At 71.1% G+C, this 25,137-nt stretch carries 20 protein-coding genes, 1 tRNA gene and 1 pseudogene; 7 read left to right on the plus strand and 15 right to left on the minus strand.

Annotated elements, in window-relative coordinates; translation table 11 throughout:
• Window positions 1-3 precede the first annotated feature (3 nt).
• Entirely contained in the window at window positions 4-2,547 is a 2,544-nt protein-coding gene (locus tag RSP_RS03750; protein WP_011337267.1) for a DUF3772 domain-containing protein, read from the plus strand.
• Window positions 2,547-3,266, plus strand: coding sequence for an alanyl-tRNA editing protein (locus tag RSP_RS03755; protein WP_011337268.1), 720 nt, complete (start codon window positions 2,547-2,549; stop codon window positions 3,264-3,266). Before RSP_RS03750 ends, RSP_RS03755 begins: the two co-directional genes overlap by 1 nt.
• A 125-nt stretch (window positions 3,267-3,391) precedes the next feature.
• On the opposite strand, the gene RSP_RS03760 is transcribed toward RSP_RS03755, so the two are convergent.
• The 12 genes from RSP_RS03760 to RSP_RS03815 all read right to left on the minus strand — a co-directional run bounded on the left by RSP_RS03760 (window position 3,392) and on the right by RSP_RS03815 (window position 15,599).
• Complete coding sequence (locus tag RSP_RS03760; RefSeq protein WP_011337269.1) at window positions 3,392-4,105, minus strand: glycosyltransferase family 2 protein; 714 nt, start codon at window positions 4,103-4,105, stop codon at window positions 3,392-3,394.
• A complete protein-coding gene (locus RSP_RS03765; protein WP_011337270.1) occupies window positions 4,102-4,653 on the minus strand; it encodes a VTT domain-containing protein in 552 nt (183 codons plus the stop codon). The genes RSP_RS03760 and RSP_RS03765 overlap by 4 nt, the downstream gene beginning before the upstream one ends.
• Entirely contained in the window at window positions 4,650-5,738 is a 1,089-nt protein-coding gene (locus tag RSP_RS03770) for a glycosyltransferase (RefSeq protein ID WP_011337271.1), read from the minus strand. The genes RSP_RS03765 and RSP_RS03770 overlap by 4 nt, the downstream gene beginning before the upstream one ends.
• A complete protein-coding gene (locus RSP_RS03775) occupies window positions 5,738-6,544 on the minus strand; it encodes a UDP-2,3-diacylglucosamine diphosphatase (protein WP_011337272.1) in 807 nt (268 codons plus the stop codon). Before RSP_RS03775 ends, RSP_RS03770 begins: the two co-directional genes overlap by 1 nt.
• A gap of 133 nt (window positions 6,545-6,677) precedes the next feature.
• The gene (locus RSP_RS03780; protein WP_011337273.1) at window positions 6,678-7,979 is read right to left on the minus strand and encodes a hypothetical protein; all 1,302 of its coding nucleotides are present in this window, start codon (window positions 7,977-7,979) and stop codon (window positions 6,678-6,680) included.
• 1 nt (window position 7,980) lies between these two features.
• Window positions 7,981-9,306 (minus strand): histidinol dehydrogenase, encoded by a 1,326-nt coding sequence (hisD, locus tag RSP_RS03785; RefSeq protein ID WP_011337274.1) that lies wholly within the window; start codon window positions 9,304-9,306, stop codon window positions 7,981-7,983.
• A gap of 9 nt (window positions 9,307-9,315) precedes the next feature.
• Entirely contained in the window at window positions 9,316-10,113 is a 798-nt protein-coding gene (locus RSP_RS03790) for an ABC transporter permease (protein ID WP_011337275.1), read from the minus strand.
• Entirely contained in the window at window positions 10,110-11,045 is a 936-nt protein-coding gene (locus RSP_RS03795; RefSeq protein WP_011337276.1) for an ABC transporter permease, read from the minus strand. The genes RSP_RS03790 and RSP_RS03795 overlap by 4 nt, the downstream gene beginning before the upstream one ends.
• A gap of 559 nt (window positions 11,046-11,604) precedes the next feature.
• The gene (locus RSP_RS03800; protein WP_002719312.1) at window positions 11,605-12,702 is read right to left on the minus strand and encodes an ABC transporter substrate-binding protein; all 1,098 of its coding nucleotides are present in this window, start codon (window positions 12,700-12,702) and stop codon (window positions 11,605-11,607) included.
• Between the two features lie 19 nt (window positions 12,703-12,721).
• Window positions 12,722-13,855, minus strand: a complete 1,134-nt coding sequence (locus RSP_RS03805) for an ABC transporter ATP-binding protein (RefSeq protein ID WP_011337277.1) — start codon at window positions 13,853-13,855, stop codon at window positions 12,722-12,724.
• A 76-nt stretch (window positions 13,856-13,931) separates the two neighbouring features.
• The gene (locus tag RSP_RS03810) at window positions 13,932-14,696 is read right to left on the minus strand and encodes an SDR family NAD(P)-dependent oxidoreductase (protein ID WP_011337278.1); all 765 of its coding nucleotides are present in this window, start codon (window positions 14,694-14,696) and stop codon (window positions 13,932-13,934) included.
• A 195-nt stretch (window positions 14,697-14,891) separates the two neighbouring features.
• On the minus strand, window positions 14,892-15,599 hold the full coding sequence (locus RSP_RS03815; protein WP_011337279.1) for a phosphatase PAP2 family protein: 708 nt from the start codon (window positions 15,597-15,599) through the stop codon (window positions 14,892-14,894).
• Window positions 15,600-15,894: 295 nt separating this feature from the next.
• Here RSP_RS03815 and RSP_RS03820 point away from each other — a divergent pair, with 295 nt between their 5' ends.
• On the plus strand, window positions 15,895-16,698 hold the full coding sequence (locus tag RSP_RS03820) for a lytic murein transglycosylase (protein WP_002719316.1): 804 nt from the start codon (window positions 15,895-15,897) through the stop codon (window positions 16,696-16,698).
• Window positions 16,699-16,751: 53 nt separating this feature from the next.
• Window positions 16,752-16,826, plus strand: a tRNA-Glu gene (locus RSP_RS03825).
• Between the two features lie 242 nt (window positions 16,827-17,068).
• Here the strand turns inward: RSP_RS03825 and RSP_RS03830 are convergent.
• Entirely contained in the window at window positions 17,069-17,524 is a 456-nt protein-coding gene (locus RSP_RS03830) for an Lrp/AsnC family transcriptional regulator (protein WP_002719317.1), read from the minus strand.
• 110 nt (window positions 17,525-17,634) lie between these two features.
• Here RSP_RS03830 and putA point away from each other — a divergent pair.
• The 3 genes and pseudogenes from putA to RSP_RS03845 all read left to right on the plus strand — a co-directional run bounded on the left by putA (window position 17,635) and on the right by RSP_RS03845 (window position 22,400).
• Window positions 17,635-21,074: pseudogene (gene putA, locus RSP_RS03835) on the plus strand (bifunctional proline dehydrogenase/L-glutamate gamma-semialdehyde dehydrogenase PutA).
• 232 nt (window positions 21,075-21,306) lie between these two features.
• The gene (locus RSP_RS03840; RefSeq protein ID WP_011337281.1) at window positions 21,307-22,047 is read left to right on the plus strand and encodes a rhomboid family intramembrane serine protease; all 741 of its coding nucleotides are present in this window, start codon (window positions 21,307-21,309) and stop codon (window positions 22,045-22,047) included.
• Window positions 22,044-22,400 (plus strand): GFA family protein, encoded by a 357-nt coding sequence (locus RSP_RS03845; RefSeq protein WP_009562919.1) that lies wholly within the window; start codon window positions 22,044-22,046, stop codon window positions 22,398-22,400. Before RSP_RS03840 ends, RSP_RS03845 begins: the two co-directional genes overlap by 4 nt.
• 235 nt (window positions 22,401-22,635) lie before the next feature.
• On the opposite strand, the gene RSP_RS03850 is transcribed toward RSP_RS03845, so the two are convergent.
• Complete coding sequence (locus RSP_RS03850) at window positions 22,636-23,421, minus strand: inositol monophosphatase family protein (RefSeq protein WP_002719321.1); 786 nt, start codon at window positions 23,419-23,421, stop codon at window positions 22,636-22,638.
• Between the two features lie 131 nt (window positions 23,422-23,552).
• Window positions 23,553-25,070 (minus strand): inorganic phosphate transporter, encoded by a 1,518-nt coding sequence (locus tag RSP_RS03855; protein WP_011337282.1) that lies wholly within the window; start codon window positions 25,068-25,070, stop codon window positions 23,553-23,555.
• Window positions 25,071-25,137 lie beyond the last annotated feature (67 nt).

A 25,137-nucleotide genomic window follows, 5' to 3' on the forward strand; every position in this document is an offset into this window, starting at 1 on the left:
CCCATGAAGGCCCTGCGTTCGATGCGGCTCTGGTTGGTCTGGGCCTGTCTGGCCTGCGCGGCGCTGCACGCCTTCGCCCCCGCTCCGACGCTGGCGCAGGGCATCCTCGGGCCCGCGACCTCGGCCGACGAGCTCGCCCCGCCCGACTACAAGCAGTGGGAGAAGACGGCGACCCGCGCCGAACGCGAGATCGCCGACCGCGAGACCGACAGCGTCGCCTACGAGGCGATGCGCGGCTATCTGGTCGAATGGCGCGACACCTTCCTGCGCGCGCAGGGCATCAACGCCAGCCGCATCGCCTCGGTGCGGGGTCAGGTCGACGCGCTGGGGCCCGCGCCCGCCGAGGGCGCGACCGAGCCCGACGACATCGCCCAGCGGCGCAAGGAACTGACCGAGCAGCTGGCCGAGCTGCGCGCCCCGGTCGTGTCGGCCGAGGAGGCCTATCAGCGCGCCGACGGGCTGATCCGCGAGATCGACCGCGTGGTGCGCGAGCGCCAGACGCAGGAACTGCTGCGCCTCTGGCCCATGCCGCTCAATCCGGCCAACTGGCCGGCGGCGGCCAGCGAGACGAGCACCCTCGCCGTCGATCTGTGGAACGAGGGGGCCACCCGGTTCGGGTCGGAGCGGGCTCGCGCCACCGCGCGCGACAACCTTCCCGCGATCCTCGGGCTTCTGGTGGTGGGCCTGCTGCTGATCGCCCGGGGCCGGGCGCTGATGGAGCGCCTGACCCAGACGCTTCAGGATCAGGCATCCGCGCGCGGCCGCAAGGTGGGCTCGCTGCTCGTCTCGCTGGGCCAGATCGTGGCGCCGGTCGCGGGCGTGGTGGCCGTGAGCCACGCGATCACGCTCTCGGCGATGGCCGGGCCGCGCACGACGCTGGTCGTCGAGGTGCTGCCCGCGATCAGCTTCATCCTCTATGCGGCTGGCTGGCTGGCAGGCCGGGTCTTCCCCAAGAACGGCCTGCAGACCTCGCCGCTGAACCTCTCCGAGGACCGTCGGCGCGAAGGCCGGTTCCACACCGCGATGTTCGGCGTCGTGATGGCGCTCGACGCGCTGCGCACCGTGGCGCTGCCGCCCGCGCGGGTGGGCGAGGCCGCAACCTCGGTCATGGCCTTCCCGTTCATCGTGGTGGCGGGGCTCCTGCTGTTCCGCATCGGTCAGCTGATGCTCGCCAGCGTGCGCAACGATCTGGGCGACGACGAACCTTCGAGCTTCCGCAACAGCGTGATCGACCTTCTGGGCCGCGGCGCCATCGCGATCGGCGTGATCGCGCCGCTGCTGGCGCTGCCGGGCTACATCGCCGCGGCGACGGCGCTGGTCTATCCGGCGGGCCTGACCCTCGGGCTGATCGGCGTGCTCTTCGTCTTGCAGACGCTGGTGGTCGATCTCTACGGCCTCGCCACGCGGAACGAGGACGGCGGGCGCGACGCGCTTCTGCCGGTGCTGATCGGCTTCCTGCTCGCGCTCGCTCTGGTGCCGCTGCTGGCGCTCGTCTGGGGCGCGCGGGTGGCGGACCTCACCGAGATCTGGGCCCGCTTCCGCGAGGGCTATCAGGTGGGCTCCACCCGGATCTCGCCCACGAGCTTCCTTCTGCTCGCCATCGTCTTCTCGATCGGCTACGGCATCACGCGCCTGCTGCAAGGCGCGCTGAAAAGCCAGATCCTGCCCAAGACCCGGCTCGATCAGGGCGGGCGCAATGCCGTCGTGTCGGGCGTGGGCTATCTCGGGATCATCCTCGCGGCCCTCGTCGCGGTCAATTCGGCGGGCCTCGACCTGTCGAACCTCGCCATCGTCGCCGGGGCCCTCTCGGTCGGCATCGGTTTCGGCCTGCAGAACATCGTCGGCAACTTCGTCTCGGGCATCATCCTGCTGATCGAGCGCCCGGTCTCCGAGGGCGACTGGATCGAGGTGGGCGGCGTGCAGGGCACGGTGAAGTCGATCTCGGTCCGCTCGACCCGGATCCAGACCTTCGACCGCACCGACGTGATCGTGCCGAACCAGGATCTGGTCGCGGGGCAGGTGACGAACTGGACGCGCTACAACATGACCGGCCGGCTGATCGTGCCGGTGGGCGTGGCCTACGGCAGCGACACCCGCCATGTCGAGCGCGTGCTGCGCGAGATCGCCGAGGCGCAGCCGCTGGCGATCCTCAACCCGCCGCCCTCCATCGTCTTCATGGGCTTCACGCAGGAATTCCTGAGCTTCGAGATCCGGGTGATCCTGCGCGACGTGAACTTCTCGCTGTCGGTGCGCTCGGACATCAACCACATGATCGCGAAGCGTTTCGCCGAGGAAGGCATCGGCCTCACCCACATCCCGCGCGAGATCTGGCCCGCGTCGGAGCCGGAGGTGGAGAACGGCCTGACCGAGGCGGAGATCGCGGCGCTCCTCGTGGTGGAGCCGCCGCACAGGCCGCAGAAGGACAATGTGCCGAAGGGCACGCATGTGGTGGACCTGCACCGCCAGACCGAGGAAGAGGAGGACGCGGACGGCGACGGAGAGGCCGACGCCGAAGGAGCCTCCGAAGGAACCGGGAGCACGCGCTGATGACCGAACCGCTTTTCCGCACCGACCCCTACCTGCGCGAGGCCGAGGCCCGCGTTCTGGGCCTCACGCCCGAGGGCGGCATTCTCGTCGACCGCTCGATCTTCTATGCCACGGGCGGCGGCCAGCCCGGCGACAGCGGCTTTCTCGACTGGGACGGCGGGCGGATCGACGTGGCCACCGCGGTCAAGGCAGACGGCGGGCGGATCGCCCTCGTGCCGGCCGAGGCCGGTCCGCTGCCGCCCGAAGGCGCCTCGGTGCGCCAGACCCTCGACTGGGAGCGGCGGCACCGGCACATGCGGGTGCATACGGCGCTGCATCTTCTGTCGGTCGTGATCCCGCTGCCCGTCACCGGCGGCCAGATCGGCGCCGAGCGCGGGCGGCTCGATTTCGACATGCCCGAACCCCCGGCCGATCCCGCGGCGCTCGAGGCGGAGCTGAACGCCCTGATCGCCCGCGATCTGGCTGTGACCGAGGACTGGATCACCGACGAGGAGCTTCTGGCCGATCCCTCCATCGTCAAGACCATGTCGGTGATGCCGCCGACCGGACAGGGGCGGGTGCGGCTCGTGCGGATCGGGCAGGGGGCGGAGCAGGTGGATCTCCAGCCCTGCGGCGGGACCCATGTGGCGCGCACCGGCGAGATCGGCCGCGTCCTTCTCGTCAAGATCGAGAAGAAGGGCCGCCAGAACCGCCGCGTGTCCATCGCGCTGGCCGACTGAGGCGCGCGCCGGCCTGCGCGCGCGCCCCGGATCCCGTCCGAGCCGGTCCCGCACGCGGTGACGGGTGCTCTCCCTCGTCCCCGGCACCGGGGCAAACGCCGATCGACCGGGAGCGGCGCGCGCCCTCAGCCCGGCTGGTGGCGGGGTTCTGGGAGGGGGCCGCGGGACAGGCGGCGGAGCGCCCGGATCTGGTGCAGCGCCTCGGGCGCGGGAATGGTGCGGAAGATGTCGGCCAGCATGGCGAGATCGGCCCGGATCCCGCGCCAGAGGCCGCGCTTGCGGGCCTTGGGCGGGCTCGCCACGCCGGGCCAGCGCACCACGGCCACGCGGCAGCCTTCGGCGATCCAGAGACGGTTGAGGAAGACCTCGAGCCCGAAGCGGGGGAGGGCCGCCAGTGCCGGCCCCTGCCGGGCGATCTGTGCCCGCGGCAGCACCCGCTCGCCCGAGATATAGTCGAGCCCGATCAGCCGCCAGAGGAGGGGCGCATTGCTCCGCAGGCTGATCGCCACCTCGGCCTCGCCGCGCAGAACCGGCGCCAGCAGCGCGCTCACCGCCGCACGGTCGAGGCCCTGAAGGTCGCTGTCGAGCATCAGGATCCAGCGCGCCTCGAGCGCCGCGATCCCGGCCGCGACGGCGGCGGTCTTGCCTCCGTTCCGCGGCAGCGCCAGCACCTCGGCCCCCGCCGCTTGTGCCACGGCAGCCGTGCCGTCGGTCGAGCCGTCGTCCACCACCAGCACCCGGTCGATGGCGGGATGATCGAGCACGACCGAGAGCACCCCCTCTATGCGCGCGGCCTCGTTGTAGGCGGGGATCAGGCAGGCCACGCGGGGAGGGCTCACGGGCAGCGCCTCCGGGCGAGGAGCAGGGCCGTCCCCGCCGTCAGGATCAGCGCGATCGAGACCGGCAGGATCCAGGCGCCGATCCGGTCGTAGCTCTCGCCCGCCCACCAGCCGAGCGCCACGAAGGCGAGGCTCTTCGGCAACGTGGCAGCCGTATTGCAGAGCATGAACCAGCCGAAGGGCACCCGCGCCGCGCCGGCCGCGAACAGCACCGCCGCCCCCGCGGCATGGGTGAGCTTCGCCCCGATCAGAAGCCGCCCCGCATTCTGCCGCAGACGCAGCGCCAGCGCCTCGACCCGCGCGGGGCGGAGGCGCAGGAGCCGCGCCACCCGGTCGCCGCCCGTGCGGCCCGCGGCATAGACGAGCGCATCCCCCACCAGATCGGCCAGCACCACGACGGCCACCACCGCCCGGAGGTCCAGAAGGTCGCGCTGCGCGAGCCATGCCGCGATGATGGTGACAATGGGCCCCTCCACCAGCGCCAGCGGAGCCACCAGCGCGATCCCGTGCGCCGCGATGAGCGAGAGCGCCGTGCCGGGCTCGATCATGCCGCGGGCCGGTCCGGTGCGGGCGCCATGGCGGTGCCGCGCCACTCGAAGCCCTGCCGCGCGAAGGTCGCGGCCCAGAGCACCGGCAGCATCAGATCGCGCAGCACCCAGGCCGCGAGGTCGCGCCGCCCCGCGGGCCAGCCCATCGCGCGGCAGAGAAGCGCCTCGCCGCCATACCAGAGCGCGAGGAAGAGCGGGATCATGAGCGGCGCCGTAGCGGAGAGCATGAGAACCGGCAGCACCGGCGAGAGCAGGGGCTCGAGCGCGAAGAGGGCGGCGAAGCCCTGCCGCCGGATGCGCGACCAGCGCAGCTGCCGCGCCCAGACGTCGCGCAGCCGCCGCCGCCCGATGGGCTGGGTGAAGGGCCGCGGCACGAGCCGCACCGTCCCCCCCGCCGCCCGGACGAGCCGGGTCGCCGCCACATCCTCGGCCAGTTCGCCCCCGAGCGCCGCAAGCCCGCCCTGACGGTCGAGAAGCGCCCGGTCGAGATACATGGTCTTGCCCTGCGCGAAGCCGAGACCGAGCCGCGCCGCCGCAAGCTGCCAGCGGCCCTGCAGCCCGTTCAGGAAGCCCGCCTCGAGCGCGCCCCAGAGCCCCTCGGCGCGCCCGCCCGCGGGCGGCGAGGAGACAAGCGCCACCCCCGGCCGCCATTCGGCGGCGAGCTGCTCCAGATAGTCGCGCGGCAGCAGCAGGTTGGCATCCGCGATGGCGATCATCCGCGCGGGCGAGGCGGCCCAGCCCTTCGCCAGATTGTTGAGCTTCGGATTGGCCGTGATCCGCTCTTCGCCGATCAGGAGCCGCGCCCGCGCGCCGGGATGGAGCCGGATCAGCTCGCGCACCAGCGGCACGGCGGCATCCTCCTCGCGCGCGGCACAGAAGACGATCTCGTAGTCCGGCCAGTCGAGGCCGAAGCTCGAGGCCAGCGTCTCGCGGTCGAACCGGTCCTGCCCGCAGACCGGGCGCAGGAGGCAGACGAAGGGGCGCGCGGAGGGCGGAGCGGGGCGGCGGCGGCCCTGCGCCGCGGCGAGGCCCGCGGCCGCTAGATGGAGGGCAAGAAGCGAGAAGGCTGCGGCGGAAAGGGACATCATGCCTCGGCAGGAAGGGGGAAGGCGGAGGCGAAGCCGGAGGCGGGCTCGGGCGCAGGGCTGCCTTGCAGGAGCGTGAGGTGGCCCGCCGCGTCCTCGGCCAGCGCGGTGAAACTGTCGACCCAGTCGCCGCAGTTGGCATAGACGAGCCCGTGGGCCTCGTGCAGCGCGGGCTTGTGGAAATGGCCGCAGATCACCCCGTCGCAGCCGGCGCGCCGGGCGCGCGCCACGAGGCGTTCCTCGTAGGCGGTGCCGAAGGCCAGCGCCGCATCGACGCCCTTCAGCAGCGCCTCGATCAGGCTGCGCCGCTCGGGGTCGGCGGTGCGGCGCATCCGCTTCAGCCGCCCGTCGAGGTTGCGCAGCATCCAGTCGAGCCGGCTGCCGATCCGCGTCATGACATGGAAGCGCAGGATGCGCGGGTCGCAGGCATCCCCATGGGTGACGAGATAGCGCCGCCCGTCGGCCGCCGCATGGACCGTCTCCTCGGCCAAGGTGATGCGCTGGAAATGCTCGCCGAGATAGACCCGCATGGCCGCATCGTGGTTGCCGGTCAGATAGTGGATCCGCGTGCCCTGCTGCACCCGGCCCAGCAGCAGCGCGAGGATCGCGTCGTGGCTCGGCGTCCAGTGCGGGAAGGGCGGGTGCCAGAGGTCGAGGATATCGCCCACAAGGTAGATGTCGGGGGCGGTATGGTCGCGCAGGAAGGCGAGGATCCGGTCGGCGCGGCAGCCGCGCGAGCCGAGGTGGAGGTCGGACAGAAACAGGCTGCGGTGACGGCGCGGCGGCGGCAGGAGGGTCATGTCCATGGGCGCGTCCTTCGACTGATGGCACGGGCGGCAGCCGGCACCGGGACCGGCTGACCGCCCTATGACATGGCGAGGACACGGTTTTGTGACCGCCGCCTCTCAGTTCTGCGACGCAGCGTCCGGGCCCCTCCGCTCAACCCTGCACCGGAAGGCCCCTCGGGCGGACCGCGTCGAAGAAGCGCACCAGCCGATCCTCGCCCGCGACGGGCCGCGCGCCCGCGCGGACGGCCGCCATCAGCCCCAGCGCCGAGGAGGCGGGCGTGTGCGGCCCGGCGCCCGGCCCCGCGCGCAGGCTCATGACCAGCGTCGGGCAGAGGAAGAGCGCGAGCCGCACCACCTCTTCCCAGTCGGGCGGCAGCAGGCCCTTCGCCGCCAGATGGGCGAGCCACGGGCGCCAGAACCGCCGGGCCTTCACCGCGAGAAGCCCCTCGCGCAGCGCGCCGGGCTGCCAGTCGCTGTCCAGATGCAGCGCGCCCTCCTGAAGCCGCGCCGTGACCTGCCAGCGCGGCGCCACCTCCTCGGGATCGTAGAGCCAGAGCGGATGGGCGAGGATATTGTGGAAGGTGGATTTCACCTCGGCCAGCAAGGAGGGCACATGGCTGCCCGCGAAGGCCGGATCGAAGAAGACGAGGCGGTCCGCCTCGGCCCCGCGCTCATACCAGACATTGGCGTTGTGCGCGTCGCCATGGGCGGTGATCCCGCCCGCATCCGCCAGCCGCTCGGGCGCAAGCCGCGCATGGGCCTCATCGAAGAGCTGGGCCAGCGTGCGGTCGTAGGCCATTCCGTCGATCACGAGGGGCGCGTGCGCCAGCACCTCCCACGGCAGCGTCAGGCCCGGCAGCTCGAAGTCCTTGCCCACATAGAAGCCCGAAAGCCGGCCGCCCGGATAGGCCCGGCTGCCGGGCTCGACCAGCCGCTCGTGAAATAGCCGGTGGATGGGCTCGGCCTGCGACTGGGTGGGCGTGATCGGATGCAGGCTCTCCTGCGCCACGGCGAGCAGCCGGTCGTTCAGCACCCCCTCCGCCTCCAGCGCCCGCGCCATGGCCGCGGCGTCGGGCGCCAGATCGAGCCCGCGCAGCAGGTCCGAGAAGCGCGGATCCGACCGGCGGCGATAGATCAGGATCTGCTCGCCCGGCAGCGACGAGACCCGGATCGGCCGGTCCACCGGCAGGCCCGCCTCGGCCAGCAGATCCGCGCGGTAATATTCGCCGCGCATCGCCTCCTCGCCCTCCTCCTGATGGAACTTGAAGAAGCAGGGCCCCTCGTCGCTCTCGAAGAAGCCGTTGAGCGAATTCAGCGAATAGCGGTCGAGGTTGATCGCGAGGTCGCGCACCGCGATCCCGAAGAGGTCGTGGATCAGCCGGGCGAGCATGTCCTCGGCCGCCCGCCGGTCGCTGCGGGCGGTGGCGCGGATCTGGGCGGTGCGCGAGGTCATCTCAGCGCTTCAGATAGGCGTCGCGCATCGGGCCCACGGCGTTGGCGTGGGACGAGAAGCCCTCGTATTCCGCAAGCCGCTTCGCCACCTCGGCCAGTTCGGGATAGGCGGGGGCGGTGACATAGCCGACCGAACTCCGGCGCAGGAAGTCATGGACCGAGAGCGGCCCCCAGGTGCGCGCGCCCCGCGAGGTGGGCAGCACCGCATTCGGCCCGAGGCAGAAGTTCGCGATGGTGATGGGCGTGTGCGGCCCCATCAGCACCTCCGCCGCCTCGGTGATCCGCCCCAGATGCTCGAAGGGTTTCTCGGACAGGATCTGCAGATGCTCGGGCGCGTAATCGTTGACGAAGGCGTGGCTTTCTTCGGCCGAGCCGGTCAGCACGATGCCGCCCGCCCGCCCGCAGAGCACGGCCTGCGAGAAGTCCACCCGCTGCGGCGTCATCGCCGACCAGTGGCCCGGCAGCGCCGCCAGCGCCTCCTCGGCCACCTGCCGCGAGTGGGTCACGAGCCAGGCCGAGCTGTCGGGGCCATGCTCGGCCTCGATCAGCAGGTCGAGCGCGGCGAGCCCGCCATGCACCGTCTCGTCGGCGAGGATGATCGATTCCGACGGGCCCGCCGGAAGGCCCGGATCGATCACGCCCGCCAGAAGCCGCTTGGCCGCCACCACCCAGGGGCTGCCGGGACCCACGATCTTCAGCGCGGGCGTCACGGTCTCGGTGCCGTAGGCCGCGGCCGCCACCGCCTGCGCGCCGCCCACCTTGTAGACGGTCTCGACGCCCGCGAGGCGCGCCGCGACCAGCGTCGCCGCATCCACCCTGCCGTCCGGCGCAGGCGGCGTGAAGATCGCGATCTGCGGCACCTTCGCCACCACCGCCGGCACCGAGGTCATCATGGTCACCGACGGGAACGAGCCCTTGCCGCGCGGCACATAGAGCGCCACCGACCGGATCGGCGTGAACCGGTCGCCCGCGAAGGCGCCGGGGCGCAGCTCCTTCAGCCACATGGGCTCGGGCGCCTGCTCCTCGTGGAAGGTGCGGATGTTGCCGATGGCGAAGCGGATCGCCGCGACGATCTCGGGCTCGACCAGCCCGAAGGCCTCGTCGAACTCGGCCTCGGTCACCTTCAGACCCTCGCGCGTCAGCCCCTCGGCGCGGTCCAGTTCGCGCCCGAAGCGGACGAGCGCCGCGTCGCCCTCGGTGCGCACCGCCTCGAGGATCGGGCCCACCTTCTCGAGGAACATCGACAGGTCCGTCTCGGACCGGCGCAGCAGCGCCGCGCGCCCGGCGGCGTCGAGCTCGGCGAGAACCTGGAAATTGACCTGGACCATGGGGCTACCTCACTTGGATTTCAGGAAGATCTCGAGCCCCACCAGCCGGTCGAGCACTGCGATCGCGGCGCCCGCGATCACGATGAAGACGACCGAGACGGCGGCGAGATCGGGGGTGATGATCGAGCGGATCGAATTGTAGATCTGCACCGGCAGCGTGACGGTGCGGGCGTCGGTCAGAAGCAGGCTCACGAGGAATTCGTTCATCGCGAGGATGAACATCAGAAGCGAGCCGGTGATGACGCCGGGCATGACGGCGGGCAGCGTGACATGCAGGAAGGTCTGCACCCGGCCCGCGCCGCAGTTGGCCGCGGCATGTTCGAGGTCGGGGTCGAGGAGCGTGGCACTCGACGAGACCGACCAGACGAGGAAGGGCAGGTTGATGACCGCACAGGCCACGCCCACCGGCCAGAGGCTGCCCAGCACCCGCCATTCGCCGAAGACGAGCATGAGGCCGATGCCCGAGCCAATGAGCGGCACGGTGAAGGGCAGAAGCAGATAGACCTGCAGCGCATTGGCGAAGCGCAGGCGGTAGCGCGAGAGGGCGATCCCCGCCAGCGTGCCTACGGGCAGCGCCACCAGCGTGCAGACCGTGGCCACCACGAGCGAGCGGCCGAAGGCCTGCCGCAGGTCGCGGGCCATCGCGATCTTCTCATACCATTTGAGCGAGAATCCCTCGGGCGGAAAGGCGATCATGTTGCCCGAAGTGACCGAGGCGCCGAGGACGACGACCGTCGGGGCGGAGAGGATCAGGATCGAGATCCAGACGAGGCTCCAGATTGCGAGGCGCTGGCCGGCCGTGGTCATCTGCGTGCCCCCATGGCGAGCGTGCCCGCGCCGAAGAGACCCAGCACCAGCGCCACGATGGCCGATCCCGCCGCCACCAGCATCAGCGCCAGCGCCGAGCCCAGACCCTGATCGGCCGTGCGGAAGAACTGGTCGTAGATCGCATTGGCGATGAAATCCTGCGAGCCGCCGCCCAGCATCGCGGGCGTGGCGAAGTCGGTCAGGGCGAGCGTCATGGTCACGAGCCCGGCCCCGATCAGCCCCGGGCGGGCCATGGGCAGCACCACATGCCAGATCGTCCGCAGCCACGAGGCGCCGAGCGAACGCGCTGCCGTCTCGGTCTCGGCGGGGATCGCGGTCAGGGCGGGGGCGAGCATCAGGACCGCGAAGGGCAGCAGATATTGCACGAGCCCGAAGACCACCGCGGAGAAGTTGAAGAGAAGCCGCTGCGGCGCGATGCCCACGAGCCCGAGCGCCTCGTTCACCATGCCGCCGTTGCCGAGGATGATGAGCCAGCCGTAGGCGCGCACCACCTGGCCGATGAAGAAGGGCAGGAACAGCACCACGAGCAGCGCCTTGCGCGTGACCGCCCCCGGCACCCGCACCAGCGCATAGGCATAGGGAAAGGCCAGCGCGAGCGTGAGCGCGGTGGCGAGCGTGGCGCCGAGGATCGAGCGGCCGAAGACGCGCCAGTAGGTGGCCGAGCCGAGCGCGGTCTCGTAATTGGCGAGGCTCAGCTCCTCGGACGGCAGGAAGGTCGCCCGGTCGAGCGTGCGGAGCGACCCGTCGGCCATCTCGACCAGCCCCAGCACCAGAAGCCCCACGAGGAGGAGCGCGGGGGCGATCATCAGCCAGCCGGTGAAGCGCGAGAGCCTTTCGGGCCAGAGCAGGTCGGCCGCCCGTTCGAGCGCATCCATCAGGCGCCAGCGGAGCGGATAGCGGAAGGAGGACATGGCGGTCTCGTTTGGCGGCAGCGGACGGATCGAAGGGAAGAGCCTGGCGGATCAGGCAGGCGGCGGAGAGGAGCGGACGGATCGGGCGGGCGGCGGAGCCGGGAGGAGAAGCGGCGGGCGGATCGGGCAGGTGGCGGAACCGGGAGGAGAACCGTCGGGCGGGTGGACGGGAAGAGGCTGGCGGATCGGGCGGGCGGCGGAACCGGGAAGGAGCGGCGGGCGGGTAGACGGGAAGCGGGATCGGACGGGCGGCGGTGCCGGGCGGAGAGGAAGCGGGTGGGTCGAAGGGAAAGGGCGGGCGGATCGGGCGGACGGCGGAGCCGGGACGGGGAGAGGCGGGTCGAAGGGACGGAGGGAGCGCGGGCAAGGTCCGGGGCCGGTGCGGGCTCTGCTGGAGGCCGGGACGGGTTTGCCGGACGGTGGGACGGGTCCGGCCGGAGGCTTGGACGCGACGTGGCGCGCGCATTGCGTCCGGCCGGGGTTCGTCCGTTTCTGCGCGCCCTCGCCTGCCGAGGTACCGGCGGCCGTGTTGACAGCCGGCAACTCGTGGGGGCGCGCCTCAGCCCTGCATGATCTCCTTGAACTTCGCGAACCAGTCGCTCTCGTTCTCGACCTGCACCTGTGCCGAAACCCGGATCAGATGCTCGAAATCCTCGGGCTTCGTCGGATAGGAGGGGTCGTCCGCAAGATCGGCGGGCGGCGTCAGGCCCGGCACCACGCCCGGCAGGCCGAGCCCGTCGAGCCAGACCTGCTGCGCCTCGGGCGTGATGGCGAAGTTGATGTATTGCTTGGCCCAGTAGAGCTCGTTCTCGGGCAGGCCCTTCGGGATCCAGAGCCCGTCGGTGTCGAACTTGCAGCCCTCTTCGGGCACGGTCCAGGCGATATCCACGCCGTTCTTCCGGGCCTCGCGCGCGTTGGTCGAGATGGTGCAGGCCAGATCGATCTCGCCGTTCTGGAACCAGGCGGTGAAGTCCGGATCCTCGCCGAGGAGCGGCTGCTGCGCCTTGACCTTGGCGATGAAGTCCCAGGCGGGCTGCATGTTGCCCGGAATGTCCTCGAGGCTGCCGCCGCCTGCGACCTGCGCCGGGAAGTGGAAGCCGATCCCGTCGTTGTAGAGCGCGATCCGGCCCTTGAAGCGCGGCTCGAGCAGCACCTCCCAGGATTTCGGCGGCCCGTCCGGGAAGACCTCGGGACGATAGGCCAGCACATAGACATAGCCGTAGGTGTTCACGATCGGATAGCCGTCGAGACCCACGGGCTTGGCGAGATCCGTGGTGGCGGCGAGGTTCGGCAGGCCCGACAGATCCTCGGTCACGCCGCGCAGCGCCGACTTGGTGGCGTTGGTCGTCGTGTCCCAGTTGATGTGGATCGGCGGCACGCGGCCCTGCGCCACGGCGGCCCAGACCTTCGGCTGGATCTCGTTGTCCTCGGTCAGGTCGTGGCGCACGGCGATGCCGGTGGCCTTGGTGAAGGGATCCGAGACGCCCGCCTTCAGCGCCTCGACCCAGCTTCCGCCCCAGGCGCGGACGATGAGCTCGGCAGGCTTCTCGGGCTCCTGCGCCCAGAGCCGGGTGCCCGTGACCGAGCCGAGGAGGGCGGCCGAGCCCGCCGCGGCGGTGCCGCGGAGCAGTCCGCGGCGCGTGAGTCTGTGGATCATGGTCCTCTCCTTGTTGGGGTCATCGTCCGTCCCGGCCATCCTGCCGGTTGAAGATCAGCAGATCGCGCGCATTCCAGCCGAGGCTCACCTCCGCCCCGGCGTCGAACAGCGCGAATTCCTCGGGGTCGTGGTGATAGACCTGCAGCGCGAGGCCGAGCGCCGGGACCTCGACGAGATAGAGGAGCCGTTCGCCCTCGAAGATCGTGTCGCGCACGATCCCGCGCAGGACCGTGTCGCAGCCGGCAAGCCGCGCCGGGTCGGCCTCGATGCGGATCTGCTCGGCCCGGATCGCGCCCTGCACGGGCGCGCCCTCGGGGATCGCGCCCACGGGCGTGCCGGCGCAGGCCGCCCCACCCGCGTCGAGGCCGGTGGCGGTCCGCCGACCCTCGAGGAAGGTCGAGACGCCGACGAAGCCCGCCACGAACGGATTGGCGGGCAGGCGATACATCTCGACCGGGCGGGCATGCTGCTGGATGCGGCCGTGATCCATCACGATGATCTCGTCGGACACGACCAGCGCCTCGCGCTGGTCGTGGGTCACGTTGATCGTGGTGACGCCCAGCTCCTTCTGGATGCGGCGGAATTCGAGCTGCATCTCCTCGCGGAGCTTGCGGTCGAGCGCGGCCAGCGGCTCGTCGAGCAGCAGAAGTTCGGGCTCGAACACCAGCGCGCGGGCGATGGCCACGCGCTGCTGCTGGCCGCCCGAAAGCTCGTGGATGCGCCGCCCGCCGAGCCCGCCCAGCCGCACGAGATCGAGGTAACGCTCGACCTTGCCCGGAATGGTCGCCGGATCGTGGCGGCGCATCTTGAGCGGGAAGGCCACATTCTCGGCCGCCGTCATGTGGGGAAAGAGCGCGAGCTTCTGGAACACCATGCCGATCGAGCGGCGGTGCGGGGCGGTGGCGGTGACCGCCTGCCCGCCGAGGCGGATCTCGCCGCGGGTCGGCTGCTGGAAGCCCGCGATGATCCGCAGGAGCGTGGTCTTGCCCGAACCCGAGGGGCCGAGGATGGTGAGGAAGCGCCCGCGGGCGAGCGCGAAGCTCGCGCCCGCCACGGCGAGCGGGCCGCTGCCGAAATCCATGTCCACATCCCGCACCAGCACCGCGGGCTGCCCCGGTTCGGGCGCTCGGTCGGGGCGGGGCAGGGGGGTCATGGGGCGATTTCTCCGGCTTTTCGGCGGTCAGGTGCTACTTGCACCCGTTTTGCCCCGGGCGGCAAGGGCCAGACTCTCAGATCGAGCCGAGATAGCCGCCATCGACGCCGAGACACTGGCCGGTGACGTAAGCCGAGGCATCCGAGGCCAGAAAGACGGCAGCGCCCACCAGATCGCGGCCCTCCCCGAAGCGGCCCTGCGGGATCCTGGCCTGCATCGCCTGCGCCCAATCCTCATTCTGATAGAAAACCTCGGTCAGGGCGGTGCGGAAGTAGCCGGGCGCGATGGCATTGACCCGCACCCCGCGCGGGGCCCATTCGGCCGCCAGCGCCCGCGTCATGCCCAGAAGCCCGCTCTTCGACGAGCCGTAGGGCACGGCCGTGGGCACGCCTACGAAGGAGGTGAGCGAGCAGAGGTTGACGATCGACCCCTGTCCGCGGGCCAGCATCCCACGCGCCGCCGCTTGCGTGACGAAGAAGGCGCCGCGGAGGTTCGTGTCGAGGATCCGGTCCCAGAGCTCGGGCGTGACCGCCTCGGACGGGCAGACCTCCTCGGTGCCAGCATTGTTCACGAGGATGTCGATCCGCCCGGCGGCCTCCATCGGGGCTGCGACCGAGGCCGGGTCGGACTGGTCGAGCGCGAGGCAGAGCGCCTCGCGCCCCAGCGCCCGGATGCGGGCCGCCGTCTCCTCGAGCGCGCCTGCCGCGCGGGCGGTCAGCACGAGATCGGCCCCCGCCTCGGCGAGGCCCAGAGCGATGGCCTGCCCGAGCCCGCGGCTCGCGCCCGTCACCATGGCGCGCCGGCCCGTGAGGCTGAAGAGGCCCTGAAGGAAGTCGCTCATGCCGCCCGCCCCGCGCCGGGCGCCTGCCCGTGCCGCCCCTGCGCGAAGGGTTGCCCTGCTGCCGTCCGCTCCATCCGTCTCTCCCCGTGATCCGGGCCGGAGACTAGCGCGCCCGGGGCGGCCGCGGAAAGGGGCCGGATCGGGCAGGCGTGCCGGAGCCGACGGTGGCTCGGGCCGGGCCCTTTCCGCGTCCCGTCAGGCGAGGGCGGCGGCGAGGTCGCGCAGCAGGTCGCGCACCGGGCCGAACATCAGCGCCACCTGCCAGGTGACGAAGAAGACCGCCGGATAGAACAGCGCGCCGTGGCTTGCGGCATAGCCGGGCAGGTCGAGCCGCTGGAACTGCCGGGCGAGGACGGGCACCAGCACCACGGCCATGGCGATGCCGATGATCGTCCCCGCCACGATGTCCCCGGTATAATGCAGACCGAAGTAGATCCGCGGCAGGCAGATGATGAAGATCGCATGGAGGAGCGCCACCACGCCCACCGCCCGGTGGGCCAGGAAGATCCCCGTCGCCAGCGCGAAATAGAGCACGGCATGGTCGCTCGGCATCGAGCTCCAGCCGTCGAGCGTCTCGTGGCTGAGGCCGCTGTGCAGCAGGAACCCCAGATCCGGGTCGTGGATCGGCCGCGGCCGGTAGGGCAGGACCATCGCGAGCGTGCGCCCGACCGCCACGGCCAGCACGGCCACCACGAGCGTGGCCAGCAGGCGGGCGTGGGTGCGGGCGACATCGCGGCTTGCCGCGAACCAGAGGCCCCAGAAGAGCATCATCGAGAAGACGCCCTTGAACAGGCTGTTGCGCTCGACGATGTGCAGGAGCTGGTCGAAGGTCGGCAGGCTGCCCATGGCGCTGTTCACGAACAGGGAAATGTGAAGGTCGAGCGCGGCAAGGGATGCGAGCAAGAGAACGTTCCTCGGTATAATTTTGCTTAATGATGAAAGATGATCCCGTTTGTCATAAAAACGTCAAGAATAAACCTCCCATTCTCGACCTTCCGGCTCGGACTCACCTCCCTCCGGGCGGGGGCTTCGGACGGGCGGCTCTGCGCCGTCCCTGAGCCGTCACGAGAGGGTTTCCGCGCCTCTCGCCGCAGGGGCGAGGCGGCTCGACAACTTCTCGTGCGAAAGGCGTAGGACCCTCTTGCGCGGCACGGCGCCCGGCCTACAGTCAGCCCGTTCTTCAACAAGGGATTGCCCGATGATTTCCAGCCTCCGCCCCGCTTCCCTCGCCCTTGTGGCCGGCCTTCTGGCAGGGCCGGTGGCGGCTGCGCCCTGCAGCGATACCGGCGCGAACTACGAGAGCTGGAAGCCGCAGATGGCGCAGGAGGCCGCGGCGGTGGGCGTGGGCCAGCGCGGGATCGCGGCGCTGATGGGCACGTCCTATTCCTCGCGCACCATCGCGGCGGACCGCAACCAGAAGAGCTTCAAATACAGCCTCGACAAGTTCATGCAGGTGCGCGGCTCCGAGACGATCGTGAAGCAGGGCCGCGCGCGCAAGGCCAAGTCGCCCGACCTCTATGCCGCGCTGGAGCGTCGCTACGGCGTGCCCGCGGGCGTGCTCCTCGCGATTCACGGCATGGAGACGGGCTTCGGCAACTTCATGGGCGACACGAACGTGGTCTCGGCCATCGCGACGCTGGCCTATGACTGCCGCCGCAGCGATTTCTTCACGCCCCATCTGCTGGCGGCGCTGGTGCTCGTCGATCGTGGCTCGATCAGCACCGCGTCGGTGGGTGCCAAGCACGGCGAGATCGGCCACACCCAGTTCCTGCCCGGCAATGCGCTGACCTATGGCGTGGACGGCAACGGCGACGGGCGGGTGGATCTGACGAACCTCACCGATGCGCTGGCCTCGACCGCGAACTTCCTCGCCGCGAAGGGCTGGCAGCCGGGCCTCGGCTACCAGCCGGGCGAGCCCAATTTCGCGGTCATCCGCGAGTGGAATGCGGCCTCGGTCTATCAGCAGGCCATCGCCATCATGGGTCAGCGCATCGACCGGTGATTTTGCCTCTTGCGCCCGGCGGACGAGTCGCCTAGACACCGCTTCGTCCGGATGGCCCGTTCGTCTATCGGTTAGGACACCAGGTTTTCAACCTGGGAAGAGGGGTTCGACTCCCCTACGGGCTGCCACTTCTTCCTGAGATCATGACCTCTGCCGGTGCTGCGCACCGGCGCCCGCGCCGAGCGGGATCGGGGAGCTGTTCGACCGAAGATCAGGGCGCCTACGTCCGTGCAAGTGCCGGCGCGCGACACGTCGCCCCCTGACGGCGAACGGCGTCTCTGTCCTGCCTGAAGCTCAGCCGCCCGCAGGCGCCTTGCCCGTGTGGCGCGATCTCCGCGCTGGGGCAGGGGCTGCGGTGCGTCTGCGCCCCTCAGCCGCGGGCCTCCTTCACCGATTCCATTGCGACATGGGTCGAGGTGGAGGCGACGAAGGGCAGGGTCGAGAGCTTCTCGCCCAGCACCCGGCGGTAATCCTGAATGTCGGCGGTGCGGACCTTCAGCAGATAGTCGAAGCGGCTGGCGATCATGTGGCACTCCTCGACCTCGGGCACGGCGAGCACGGCGCGGTTGAAGGCCTGAAGCGCGCTCTCGCGCGTGTCCGACAGCTTCACCTCGACGAAGGCCACATGGGCGAGGCCCATCCGGATCGGATCGAGGCGCGCGCCGTAGCCCGTGATGACCCCCGCAGCCTCGAGCCGCTTCATCCGGGCCTGGGTCGGCGATTTCGTGAGCCCGATGCGCCGCGCGAGTTCCGTGGCGCTCACGCGGCCATCGGCGGCCAGCACGCGCAGGATCGCATGGTCGAACCGGTCGAGCTCCAGTTGCATTCGGCCTGCCTGAGCCTCCATCTTCAGCCGTATCGGCTGCTTCTTGACGATAATCGGGACGAACGGCTTCCGATTGCACGGTAATCTAGGCGAAACAGGAGTGTCCGTCCATGCTCGCCGCCGCTGTCCATCCCACCTCTTCCGACACTCTCGACGAGGCGGGCCTCGTGGCGCGCCTGATCGCCGAGGCCGATCTCGACCCGTCCGCCCGTGCGCGCATCGTGGACCGCGGGGCGGATCTCGTCCGCCGCATCCGTCAGGGATCGCGGCCCGGGCTGATGGAGGGCTTCCTTGCGGAATACGGCCTCTCGACCGACGAGGGGATCGCGCTCATGTGCCTGGCCGAGGCGCTGCTGCGGGTGCCGGATGCCGAGACGATGGATGCGCTGATCGAGGACAAGATCGCGCCCTCGGACTGGAACCGGCATCTGGGGCGGTCGGCCTCGAGCCTTGTCAATGCCTCGACCTGGGCGCTGATGCTGACGGGCAAGGTGCTCGACGACCGCGAGCCGGGCGTGGCGGGCCATCTGCGCGGCCTCGTGCGGCGGCTGGGCGAGCCGGTGATCCGCAAGGCCGTGGCCCGCGCCATGAAGGAGATGGGGCGCCAGTTCGTGCTGGGCGAGACCATCGAGGGCGCGATGGCGCGCGCGGCCGAGCTGGAGGCCAAGGGCTACAGCTACAGCTACGACATGCTGGGCGAGGCTGCCCGGACCGAAGCCGATGCGCGGCGCTATCATCTGGCCTATTCGCGCGCCATCACCGCCATCGCGGCGGCGGCGAAGAGCCGTGACATCCGCGACAATCCGGGGATCTCGGTCAAGCTCTCGGCGCTGCATCCGCGCTACGAGGTGGCCAAGCGCACCCGCGTGCTGGCCGAGCTCGTGCCGCGCGTGACGGCGCTGGCGGGGCTGGCGCGGGCGGCGGGCCTCGGCTTCAACATCGACGCCGAGGAGGCCGACCGGCTCGATCTCTCGCTCGAGGTGATCGCGGCCGCACTGGCCGAGCCGTCGCTTGCGGGCTGGGACGGGTTCGGCGTGGTGGTGCAGGCCTACGGTCGCCGCGCGGGCGAGGTGCTGGACCGGCTTTATGGCATGGCCGTGCGGCTCGACCGCAAGCTGATGGTGCGGCTCGTGAAGGGCGCCTACTGGGACGGCGAGGTGAAGCGGGCGCAGGTGCTGGGTCTGGACGACTTCCCGGTCTTCACCCGCAAGATGGCGACGGATGTGAGCTACATCGCGCAGGCCCGCAAGCTCTTCTCCATGTCCGACCGGATCTATCCGCAGTTCGCCACCCACAATGCCCATACGGTGGCCGCGATCCTCGAGCTGGCCGAGGGGCGCCCGTTCGAGTTCCAGCGCCTGCACGGCATGGGCGAGCGGCTGCATGACCTCGTGCTGACCGAAGAGAAGACGCGCTGCCGGATCTATGCGCCGGTGGGCGCGCACCGCGATCTTCTGGCCTATCTGGTGCGCCGCCTGCTCGAGAACGGGGCCAATTCGAGCTTCGTGAACCAGATCGTCGATGAGAGCGTGAGCCCTGAGGCGGTGGCGGCCTGCCCGCTCACCGCGATGGAGCGGACGGAGCCCGTGCGCAACCCGGTGCTGCGCGCCGGCACCGACCTCTTTCCCGGGCGCAGGAACTCGCGCGGCTTCGATCTCGCCTCGGCCGAGGATCTGGCGCTGATCGAGAGCGCGCGCAGCCCCCACCGGACGGCGCTGTTCGATGCGCGGCCGATCCTCGCGGAATCGCTCGCGGGCGGGCAGCGGGCCGAGGTGACGGATCCTTCCACCGGGGCGCGGGTGGGCAATGTGCTGCCCGCGAGCCTGCCCGATGTGGAGACCGCGCTCCATCATGCCGTGCCGTGGGAGGCGCGCCCCGAGGACCGGGCAGAGGTGCTGCGCCGCGCGGCCGACCTCTACGAGGCGAGCTTCGGCCCGATCTTCGCCCTTCTGGCGCGCGAGGCGGGCAAGACGCTGCCCGATGCGGTGGGCGAGCTGCGCGAGGCGGTGGATTTCCTGCGCTACTATGCGGCCGAGGGCGAGGCGCTGACTGCGCCGCCTCTGGGCACCGTGGTCTGCATCAGCCCCTGGAACTTCCCGCTTGCGATCTTCACCGGCCAGATCGCGGCCGCGCTGATGGCGGGCAATGCGGTGCTGGCCAAGCCCGCCGAACAGACGCCGCTGATCGCGGCTCTCGCGGTCGAGCTTCTGCACCGGGCGGGCGTGCCCGTCACCGCGCTCCAGCTTCTGCCGGGCGAGGGCGGGACGGTGGGTGCGGCCCTCACGCGCGATCCGCGGGTGGGGGGCGTGGTCTTCACCGGCTCGACCGAGACGGCGCGGGCGATCCGGCAGAGCATGGCGGCCCATCTCGATCCCGCGGCCCCGCTCATCGCCGAGACCGGCGGCCTCAATGCGATGATCGTCGATTCGACCGCGCTGCCCGAGCAGGCGGTGCGCGACATCCTCGCCTCGGCCTTCCAGTCGGCGGGCCAGCGCTGCTCGGCGCTCCGTTGCCTCTATCTGCAGGAGGATGTGGCCGAGGGCGTGCTCGAGATGCTCTTCGGCGCGATGGACGAGCTGCAGGCGGGCGAGCCCTGGGATCTGGCAACCGACCTGAGCCCGGTGATCGATGCCGAGGCGCAGGCGGGCATCCGCGACTGGATCGCCGCCGCCCGCGCCGAGGGGCGGGTGCTGAAGCAGCTGGCGGTGCCCGCGCGCGGCACCTTCGTCGGCCCGACGGTGATCCGCGTGGGCTCGATCCGCGAGATGGACCGCGAGATCTTCGGGCCGGTCCTGCATGTCGCGACCTTCCGCGCCACCGAGATCGACCGGGTGATCGCCGAGATCGACGCCACGGGCTACGGGCTGACCTTCGGCCTGCACAGCCGGATCGACGACCGGGTGCAGGCGCTGGTGGGCCGGCTGCGGGTGGGCAACATCTACGTCAACCGCAACCAGATCGGCGCCGTGGTGGGCAGCCAGCCCTTCGGCGGCGAGGGGCTCTCGGGCACCGGGCCGAAGGCGGGCGGCCCGGCCTATCTGGCGCGGCTGGTGAGCCGGCCCGCGCCGGATTGCGCCGGGAGCGAGGCGCCCGCGCAGCCCGCGGCCGAGGTGCAGGCGGCGCTCGACCGCCTCGCGCCCAAGGCCGGAGAGCTCATCGGCACCCACGCACTGCCGGGGCCCACGGGCGAGTCGAACCGCCTCTCGCTCCTCCGCCGTCCGCCGCTCCTCTGCCTCGGGCCGGGCGCGGCCGCCGCCCGGGCGCAGGCCGAGGCGGTGCGCACGCTCGGCGGGCTCGCGGTCGAGGCGCCGGGCCTCGCGCCCGAGGCGCTGGCCACGCTTCGCGGCTTCGCGGGCGCGCTCTTCTGGGGCGGGGCCGGGGACGCGCGACCCCGGGCGCAGGCGCTGGCGTCGCGCGAGGGGGCGATCCTGCCGCTGATCGGCGGCCTGCCCGACGAGGCCCATGTCGCGGTGGAGCGGCATCTCTGCATCGACACCACCGCCTCGGGGGCAATGCCGAACTTCTCGCCGCGGCCTCCGGCGGGCGGTAGGAGGCCCGGCCGCCGCACGCGGCTGCGGAGGAAGCGGCCCGTGCGCTGGAGAAAGACGGATCCCGAACGGGGCCGGCGGGCGGCGTCTTCGCCCGCCCGTCCGGCGCAGGGGGATGGGCTCCGGCGCCCGGGCTGCCCCTGCCTTGGCGCGGTCCGGGCGATCGCGTCCGGCGGCATCCGCAGGGCTGCGTTCCGCGCTTGACGGCACGCACGGGATCGGAAACGCTGCGCCATGTTTCCGATCCGCGACCACAATCCCTCGGGCCGCACGCCCTATATGACCTATGCGCTGATCGCGGCGAATGTCCTGATCTTTCTCGCGATGCATTACGGCTCGGCTTCGCCTCTGGCGCTGGAGGCCGCCTTCTTCGACTGGGGCCTCGTGCCCGCGGAACTGATGCAGGGGCAGGGCTACGAGGGGCTTCTGACCTCGATGTTCCTCCATGGCGGCTGGGCGCATCTGCTCGGCAACATGCTCTTTCTCTACATCTACGGCGACAATCTCGAGGATGTGCTGGGGCACGGCGGCTTCTCGCTCTTCTACCTCGCCGCGGGGCTTGCGGCGGCAGGCGCGCAGGTGCTGGCCGATCCCTTCTCGTGGATCCCCATGGTGGGCGCCTCGGGCGCCATCGCCGGGGTGATGGGGGGCTATCTCCTCCTCTTTCCGAGGGCGAAGGTCGATGTGCTCATCATCATCGTCATCTTCTTCCGCATCATTCCCGTCCCGGCCTTCCTGCTGCTCGGGCTCTGGTTCCTGTTCCAGATCGTCTCGGGCGTGGCGGTGCCGACCGATCAGGGCGGCGTGGCCTACTGGGCCCATGCGGGCGGCTTCGGCGCGGGCATCCTGCTCACGCTGCCCGCCTTCATCGCCCGCGGCGGGCCGGCCTTCTGGCAGCGCACCCACGGGCTGCCTCCCCATCCCGAGGCGGCGCTGCCGCGCTCGAACGTCCCTCTTGTGCGGAGAAAGCGATGAAAGGCACCTGCCACTGCGGCGCGGTCGAGATCGAGGTCGAGCTCCTGAACGGCTTCGCCGATGCGCGGCGCTGCGACTGTTCCTTCTGCCGCCGCCGCGGCGCCATTGCGGCCACCGCGCGGCTCTCGGATCTGCGGGTGGTGCGCGGCGCGGAGAACCTCACGCTCTACCAGTTCGGCACCCGGACGGCGAAACACTGGTTCTGCCGGACCTGCGGGATCTACACCCACCACCAGCGGCGGTCGAACCCCGAGGAATACGGGGTGAATGTGGCGATCCTCGAGGGCGTCAATCCGCGCGATCTGGGGGAGGTGCCGTGGACGGACGGGGTGAACCACCCGTCCGACCGCTGAGGGAGGCTGGCCAGCGTCCCCTGGCGGTCCTGACAGGTCCGGGCACCGATGCGGCCGACGCACGCCGGGAGGGCGTCCCTCCGCCGTTCCCTGAGGGTGGCGCAGGTGCGGGCAGGTATCCTGCTAGGGCGTCGACGCGCGTCAGGAGGACCGCTTCAGCGAGCCAACCAGAGCAAGCCACGTCCGGCACGGCCGCCGGCCGCGCTCCACCGCCCGCCCTTCCGGGCGGGGCGGCTCACTCGCCGCGGATGACCTTGCGGAAGGGCTCGAACAGGTTCTGGTTGCCGCAGATGAGCGAGCCGTCGATCGGGTTCTGATCCTCGCGGATGCCCGAGATCAGACCGCCGGCCTCGCGCACGAGCACCACGCCCGCCGCCACGTCCCACGCGCTCACGCCGCGCTCCCAGTAGCCGTCGTAGCGGCCCGCCGCCACATAGGCGAGGTCGAGCGCCGCCGAGCCCCAGCGCCGCACGCCGGCGCAGGTGGGCATGAGCCGGGCCAGATCCTGCAGCGTTGCAGGCAGGGTGGAGCGGCCGCCGAAGGGCACGCCGGTGGCGAAGATCGCCTCGATCATGTGGCGTCGGCCCGAGACGCGCAGGCGGCTTTCGTTCATCCAGGCGCCCGCGCCCTTCTCGGCCCAGTAGAGCTCGTCCTTGGCTGCGTCGAAGATCACGCCCGCCACGATCTCGCCCTTGTGCTCGAGCGCGATCGAGACCGCCCAGTGCGGCAGGCCGTGGAGGTAGTTCGTCGTCCCGTCGAGCGGATCGACGATCCATCGCCGGGTCGGGTCCTGACCGGCGGCCTCGCCGGTCTCCTCGCCGAGCCAGCCGTAGGTCGGGCGCGCGCCCATCAGCTCCTCGCGGATGATCCGCTCGGCCTCGCGATCGGCCTTGGACACGAAGTCGCCCGGCCCCTTGGACGAGACCTGCAGGTTCTCGACCTCGCGGAAGTCCTTCACGAGCGAGCGCCCCGCCTTGCGGGCCGCCTTGATCATCAGGTTGAGGTTCGCGCTGCCTTGCATCCGTCCGGGCTCCATCCGTTCAAGGGCGCTGCTATAAGGCGGGAAGGGCCGGAAGGGAAGGGAGGAACCGACAGGCCGGAGCCCGAGGGCCAAGCCGGGGCCGCCCTCCGGCAGGCGGCCGCCGCCCCCGGTCAGTTGCCGAGGGTGCGCAGCCCGAGGAAGATCGCGGCCGACAGGGCGGCGGTGGCGGGCACCGTCACCACCCAGGCGGCGCCGATGGTCAGGAAATGCGCCCGGCGCACCAGCTTGCGGCGCTTGCGCTCTTCGGGCGGCAGGGGCTTGCCCTTGATGAGGCCCAGGGCGCGGCTGCGGCGCTCGGCCTGCCACTCGCGGTAGAAGCCCACGCCGAAGATGCCGCCCACGGCGATGTGGGTCGACGAGACCGGCAGCCCCAGCCCCGAGGCCACGATGACGGTGATCGCCGCCGACAGCGCCACGCAGTAGGCCCGCATCGGATTGAGCTTGGTGATCTCGGATCCGACCATGCGGATCAGCTTCGGCCCGAACAGCACGAGCCCGAACGAGATCCCGCCCGCCCCGATGATCATGACCCAGAGCGGGATCGAGACCTTGGCGGCCGTGTCTCCGTCCGAGACCGCATGGACGATGGCTGCGAGCGGGCCCACCGCATTGGCCACGTCGTTGGCGCCATGGGCGAAGGAGAGGAGCGCGGCCGAGACGACGAGCGGCAGGCCGAACAGCTTCTTCAGCGACTTCTTGCGGTTCTCGAGGCCCTCGGACTGGCGGCGCACCAGCGGGCGGGTGAGAAAGACCGTCAGCACGCCGAAGACGAGCCCGATCAGCAGCGCCGCCGGAAGATCCACCTCCATCAGCTTGCGCAGGCCCTTCAGCACCAGATAGGCCGAGAAGGCCGCGGCCATGACCCCGATCAGGAGCGGCACCCAGAAGCGGGCCGCCGCGATCTTGTCCTCGGCATCGATCAGCCGGTGCTTGATGAAGGCGAGGAAGAGCGCCGCGAAGACGCCGCCCAGCACCGGCGAGATCACCCAGCTGGCGGCGATCTGGCCCATCACCGGCCAGTTCACCGCGCCGAGGCCCGCGGCCACCATGCCCGCACCCATCACGCCGCCCACGATGGAATGGGTGGTCGAGACCGGCGCGCCGATGGCGGTGGCCACGTTCAGCCAGACGGCGGCGGCGATCAGCGCGGCCATCATGGCCCAGACGAAAATCCCGGCCTCGGCGACCGAGGCCGGGTCCACGATCCCGCCCGAGATGGTGCTGACGACGTCGCCGCCCGCGATGAGCGCCCCCGCCGTCTCGAAGACCGCCGCGATGGCGAGGGCCCCGGTCATGGTCAGCGCATTGGCACCGACCGCGGGCCCCATGTTGTTGGCCACGTCGTTGGCGCCGATGTTCAGCGCCATGTAGGCGCCGAAGGCCGCCGCCGCGACGATGACGAGCGCATTGGGCGTGCCGCCGACGATGACCGAGGCGGCGACGCCGGCCAGCACGATGAAGACCAGCGCGATCCCGAGGGAGAGGAGCGGGCGGCCGACGAACTGGCCGGCCTGTTCGAGCTGGACGATCCGCTTGAGATCCTTGTCGAGCGTCTTCCACTGGTTGATCGGGGCGCCCGTCTCGGGCGTTCCCGCAGTCTCGGCAGGTCGGGTCGGTGGGAGGGTCATTCCTGGCCTGTCATCTAAGCTTTGCGCGGCGGAGGTATCGTTTTGCGTCCTTTCGGGCAATCCGATT

This window comes from Cereibacter sphaeroides 2.4.1, from assembly GCF_000012905.2.
Lineage (GTDB): Bacteria > Pseudomonadota > Alphaproteobacteria > Rhodobacterales > Rhodobacteraceae > Cereibacter_A > Cereibacter_A sphaeroides.

Coding starts and splice junctions, on each gene's coding strand:
- RSP_RS03750 (WP_011337267.1), top strand. CDS start 4: ATGAAGGCCCTGCGTTCGATGCGGCTCTGGTTGGTCTGGGCCTGTCTG.
- RSP_RS03755 (WP_011337268.1), top strand. CDS start 2,547: ATGACCGAACCGCTTTTCCGCACCGACCCCTACCTGCGCGAGGCCGAG.
- RSP_RS03765 (WP_011337270.1), bottom strand. CDS start 4,653: ATGATCGAGCCCGGCACGGCGCTCTCGCTCATCGCGGCGCACGGGATC.
- RSP_RS03770 (WP_011337271.1), bottom strand. CDS start 5,738: ATGTCCCTTTCCGCCGCAGCCTTCTCGCTTCTTGCCCTCCATCTAGCG.
- RSP_RS03775 (WP_011337272.1), bottom strand. CDS start 6,544: ATGGACATGACCCTCCTGCCGCCGCCGCGCCGTCACCGCAGCCTGTTT.
- RSP_RS03780 (WP_011337273.1), bottom strand. CDS start 7,979: ATGACCTCGCGCACCGCCCAGATCCGCGCCACCGCCCGCAGCGACCGG.
- hisD (WP_011337274.1), bottom strand. CDS start 9,306: ATGGTCCAGGTCAATTTCCAGGTTCTCGCCGAGCTCGACGCCGCCGGG.
- RSP_RS03790 (WP_011337275.1), bottom strand. CDS start 10,113: ATGACCACGGCCGGCCAGCGCCTCGCAATCTGGAGCCTCGTCTGGATC.
- RSP_RS03795 (WP_011337276.1), bottom strand. CDS start 11,045: ATGTCCTCCTTCCGCTATCCGCTCCGCTGGCGCCTGATGGATGCGCTC.
- RSP_RS03800 (WP_002719312.1), bottom strand. CDS start 12,702: ATGATCCACAGACTCACGCGCCGCGGACTGCTCCGCGGCACCGCCGCG.
- RSP_RS03805 (WP_011337277.1), bottom strand. CDS start 13,855: ATGACCCCCCTGCCCCGCCCCGACCGAGCGCCCGAACCGGGGCAGCCC.
- RSP_RS03810 (WP_011337278.1), bottom strand. CDS start 14,696: ATGAGCGACTTCCTTCAGGGCCTCTTCAGCCTCACGGGCCGGCGCGCC.
- RSP_RS03820 (WP_002719316.1), top strand. CDS start 15,895: ATGATTTCCAGCCTCCGCCCCGCTTCCCTCGCCCTTGTGGCCGGCCTT.
- RSP_RS03830 (WP_002719317.1), bottom strand. CDS start 17,524: ATGCAACTGGAGCTCGACCGGTTCGACCATGCGATCCTGCGCGTGCTG.
- RSP_RS03840 (WP_011337281.1), top strand. CDS start 21,307: ATGTTTCCGATCCGCGACCACAATCCCTCGGGCCGCACGCCCTATATG.
- RSP_RS03845 (WP_009562919.1), top strand. CDS start 22,044: ATGAAAGGCACCTGCCACTGCGGCGCGGTCGAGATCGAGGTCGAGCTC.
- RSP_RS03850 (WP_002719321.1), bottom strand. CDS start 23,421: ATGCAAGGCAGCGCGAACCTCAACCTGATGATCAAGGCGGCCCGCAAG.
- RSP_RS03855 (WP_011337282.1), bottom strand. CDS start 25,070: ATGACCCTCCCACCGACCCGACCTGCCGAGACTGCGGGAACGCCCGAG.